The sequence below is a fragment of the Brachyspira suanatina genome, from assembly GCF_001049755.1.
Classification (GTDB): Bacteria; Spirochaetota; Brachyspiria; order Brachyspirales; family Brachyspiraceae; genus Brachyspira; species Brachyspira suanatina.
The window spans coordinates 1-3764 of record NZ_CVLB01000030.1 but is presented as its reverse complement, the minus strand read 5'-3'; the positions used below and the strand labels follow the sequence as shown (position 1 = coordinate 3764).

The following is a 3764-nucleotide window of genomic DNA, read 5'->3' as shown; positions in this document are numbered from 1 at the left end:
AATTGATATATTCTTCATAAGTATACATCATATTTAACCATTTATCATTTTTTCAAGCGGATCATCCTCTTCTATAGTGTCAGGTGCAGGAACTTTCTTTTTAGAAGCAGGAGTTAAACCGAACTCGGTAAGCATTTTAGTATATGCTGTTATAGCTTTATGATATGCTAAATATTCGCCCATTGTTTGAGAGTTTTTACCTGCTAAATATCCAGCTATAGAACCGCCTTCATTAATCATAGCTTCATAAAGATTCATAGCATCACCATAATGCAGACATAAAAGTTCAAATGCTGATAAATCGGCATCTCCAAGCATATTTTTTTCAGCAAAAATAGGAGCAAGTTCTTTCCATTTTTTTAAAGAATACCCACAAAAATATTCTGGTGCCGTAGGCATGCTTTTAGCAGGATTTGGTATTTTAACGGCTTTTTTTGGCTTATTTTGGGCATTTTTTGGGGCTTTTTTGGCTTTATCGGGCATTTATACTCCTGAGATTATAATTTAGTTAAAAATCTACATTAATAATAAGTAATATAATATTTTATAACTAGACAAATGTCCGCCTATGGCGTAAAAAAAATAATTCAGGAGCTTTTTCGATATAGGCAGACAGTCGTCTGGTTAGGAAAGTTGTTATTGGAAATTATTTCTTGAAATTATTGATAAAACTTAATAATATATTTTCAAATTCATTTATTTTATATAATGATTTTTTAGATTTTGTAAGTTTATAAGAAGCATTTGCTCCTTTTTCCATACTAACTAAATTACCTGCCTTACCTGTTAAAATATCAGACTTAGACCATATATTAAAATATAAATCATCTGGAGAGACACCTAAACAAATTATAGCCTCATATTTTCTATGATATCTTATATGGTTAAATTGAAAATTAAAATTTGTATCTTCAGTTGCAGTTTTTATCTCAAAATCAATATTTTCTATTTCTATATCATATGCATTTTTATCTCTTACATCTGTAGACTTTTTAGAAAGTTTAGAATTGATATTTAATTTATTACATAATTCATGAATAAAATCCTGACCAACACTTCCTACACCTGTATTAGAAAGTGTTTTTATTTTTTTAAATTCGGCATTATCCCATTTAGAATGATTATGATATTTTTCTAAAATATGTAAAAATAATTCACTATAAATACTATCAGGCATTAACAATTCCCCTATCTATTAAGGCTTTTTCTATATGATACATACTTATATGTCTGCAATTATGCGTTGCCAAATTACTGTAATCATTCCAATTTATACTGTTTAATATATTTTCAACTTTTTTTTTAGATTTTTTTATTATAATACCATATCCGCATACATATTTTACTTCTGAAAAATCTTTTACTAATTTAGGCTGTTGTGTATAATATGTTCTTTGAAGAAAAAAATCAGCATTATTCATTTTTTCTATTCCGCAAGTTCTTTCTTTTCTAGTATCAACAGTAAATATATCTACCCAATCATCACAAGACTTCTTTTCTTCTAAATCACTATTCCCTTTTTTCCATATTTGCCATAAAGCATTCACAGTAATTTTTTTATTATCTAATCTATAAAAACTATCATTTGGAAGTATTTCAGAATGTACTAACTTCATATTGTTTACTCTATTTTTTGGAGAACCTTTTCCATCACTCTGAAATGACATAGGCAATATAAATCCTATATAATCAGCATATTGTGCTGCTGAGTTCATAAAAGCTAAAGCAAGCCAAGCCCTGTAACCAAATGGAGGATTACCTATAAATATATACTTTTTAGTCAAATCATCAGGCGACCATAGTAAAAAATCTTGTTCCAATATACCATCAGATAAAGGCATTAAATCTAATCCTATTTTATTTTTTGAATCTAATAAATTAAAAAAAGCACCATTACCAGCTGAAGGTTCAACAAAAGTATAGTTTGATATATCTATTTTTTCTTTGTCTAAAAAGATAATAGATTATTGTAGCAATATTTAGCAGTATCTTCTTTTGTAAAAAATTGCTCCAAATCTATTTCTTCTGGATTTATCCATTTAGGAAATATTCTATTTTTAATCCATATTTTATTTCTTTTAGCAATAATATTATTCTTACTCTCTTCAAAATCTTTATATAACATTAGATTTTTACCCTCTACATATCGACATATATTATATTCTATCTTAAAAAGATAAAAAATCAATAATAAAAAACTAAAAATACAGTATATACAAATACCGTAATAAGTAAAAATAAAGGCACACAGTGGGACTTTAAGTTCTTGTAATAAAATAACAATATAAAACTTATATTTCCTTATATTTTTTATATATTATATGTCTGTAATAAAAAATATAAGGAATTATATAAAAAAATGGCTATTTCCTGATTTTAGCCATATAGATGGAAGTAATTTTTTATCAATTCAAAATGATAAAACTCTATCAGCAGTCAATCCTAATACTGCTTTAACTTTCTCTACAGTATTTGCATGCGTGAGAGTTATAGCAGAAACAATAGCAACTTTACCTCTTTTTGTATATAAAATAAATGGAAATAATAAAGTAAAAGCTAAAGATCATTCTTTATATAAATTATTGCATGACTCTCCTAATGAAGAATGCACATCCGTATCATTTATAGAGAGTCTAATCACCCAAATACTTCTTCAAGGCAACGGTTTTGTAGAAGTAGTAAGAGATAATTTTAACAGAGTAACAGAACTTTATTTAATAGATTCTAATAAAATTAAAGTATATAGAGATTCAAATGGTGATAAAATGTTTGAATACTCTGATGATGGAGGAATAATCACTTTATCTCCAGCACAAGTTATGCATATAGCAGGACTTGGATGGAACGGAGTGATAGGATACAGTCCAATAGCTATGATGCGTAAGCAAATAACTACAGGACTTTATCAAGATAATTTTGCATTAGATTTCTTTTCTAATGGCGTTAAAAAAGTTCCAATTATTTCACATCCGCAAAAATTAAGTTCAGATGCTAAAAAAAACTTAAAAGAAAGCTTCAGAGAGGCTTGGGAAAAAGGTATAGTTGTTCTTGAAGAAGGAATGAAAATAGAGCCTGTGACAATGAATTTGTCAGATGCTCAGTTTTTAGAAAGCAGAAGATTTTCAGTAGAAGAAATATGCCGAGTGTTCCGTGTACCTCCTCATTTAATCGGTGATTTAAGCAGAAGTACAAATAATAATATAGAACATCAAAGTATAGAGTTTGTTACTCATACCATAAGACCTTGGTGTGTTCGTATAGAAAAAGCATTAAACGGCTATTTATTAAGCGAATCAGAAAGAAAAAAATATAATATAGAGTTTAATTTGGACGGACTTTTGAGAGGCGATACTCTTACAAGACAGCAAGCGAATCAAATCAAATTGAATAATGGTGTTCTTACTAGAAATGAATGGAGAAGACAAGAAAACCTTAATGAAGTAGATGATGAATATGGAGATGAGTATTTCGTTTCTCAACAAATAAGACCAATAAAAACAGTTTATGAAGAACCTAAAGAAACTGAAGACAATCAAAACTTTAATATAAATAATAATGATAAAAATAAAAAATTAGAAGAGGAAGATAAAAATGCCAGTGAATAATAATGAAATTAGAAGTATAGATATTGATATCCAAAAAAGCACAGACACCGAAGGTGAACCTCTTAAATTAAGAGGCTATGCTATTGTATATAATTCTTTAAGTGAGCCTCTTTATGGTGATTTATTTAGAGAGCGTATAAACAGAGGTGCTTTCACTAA

Annotated in this window: 6 protein-coding genes; 2 read left to right on the top strand and 4 right to left on the bottom strand. The window is 28.0% G+C overall.

What is annotated here, in order from left to right:
• Positions 1 to 33: 33 nt before the first annotated feature.
• From BRSU_RS14135 to BRSU_RS14555, 4 genes are all read right to left on the bottom strand, one after another.
• On the bottom strand, positions 34 to 483 hold the full coding sequence (locus tag BRSU_RS14135; protein WP_048596003.1) for a P27 family phage terminase small subunit: 450 nt from the start codon (positions 481 to 483) through the stop codon (positions 34 to 36).
• A 163-nt stretch (positions 484 to 646) separates the two neighbouring features.
• Positions 647 to 1177 carry a hypothetical protein gene (locus BRSU_RS14130; protein WP_047104467.1) on the bottom strand — a complete coding sequence of 177 codons (531 nt, stop codon included), beginning with the start codon at positions 1175 to 1177 and terminating at the stop codon, positions 647 to 649.
• Positions 1170 to 1841 (bottom strand): hypothetical protein, encoded by a 672-nt coding sequence (locus BRSU_RS14125; RefSeq protein WP_048596228.1) that lies wholly within the window; start codon positions 1839 to 1841, stop codon positions 1170 to 1172. The genes BRSU_RS14130 and BRSU_RS14125 overlap by 8 nt, the downstream gene beginning before the upstream one ends.
• A gap of 107 nt (positions 1842 to 1948) precedes the next feature.
• Entirely contained in the window at positions 1949 to 2125 is a 177-nt protein-coding gene (locus BRSU_RS14555) for a hypothetical protein (RefSeq protein WP_157031510.1), read from the bottom strand.
• A 196-nt stretch (positions 2126 to 2321) separates the two neighbouring features.
• Here BRSU_RS14555 and BRSU_RS14120 point away from each other — a divergent pair, with 196 nt between their 5' ends.
• Positions 2322 to 3605, top strand: a complete 1284-nt coding sequence (locus BRSU_RS14120; RefSeq protein WP_048596001.1) for a phage portal protein — start codon at positions 2322 to 2324, stop codon at positions 3603 to 3605.
• On the top strand, positions 3592 to 3764 hold a 173-nt coding region (locus BRSU_RS14115; RefSeq protein WP_048596227.1), incomplete at its 3' end, for an HK97 family phage prohead protease. The genes BRSU_RS14120 and BRSU_RS14115, both read left to right, overlap by 14 nt.

Excerpts from the sequence above, each read along its gene's own strand:
- BRSU_RS14125 (WP_048596228.1), bottom strand. The coding sequence starts at position 1,841 with ATGCCTTTATCTGATGGTATATTGGAACAAGATTTTTTACTATGGTCG.
- BRSU_RS14135 (WP_048596003.1), bottom strand. The coding sequence starts at position 483 with ATGCCCGATAAAGCCAAAAAAGCCCCAAAAAATGCCCAAAATAAGCCA.
- BRSU_RS14120 (WP_048596001.1), top strand. The coding sequence starts at position 2,322 with ATGTCTGTAATAAAAAATATAAGGAATTATATAAAAAAATGGCTATTT.
- BRSU_RS14130 (WP_047104467.1), bottom strand. The coding sequence starts at position 1,177 with ATGCCTGATAGTATTTATAGTGAATTATTTTTACATATTTTAGAAAAA.
- BRSU_RS14555 (WP_157031510.1), bottom strand. The coding sequence starts at position 2,125 with ATGTTATATAAAGATTTTGAAGAGAGTAAGAATAATATTATTGCTAAA.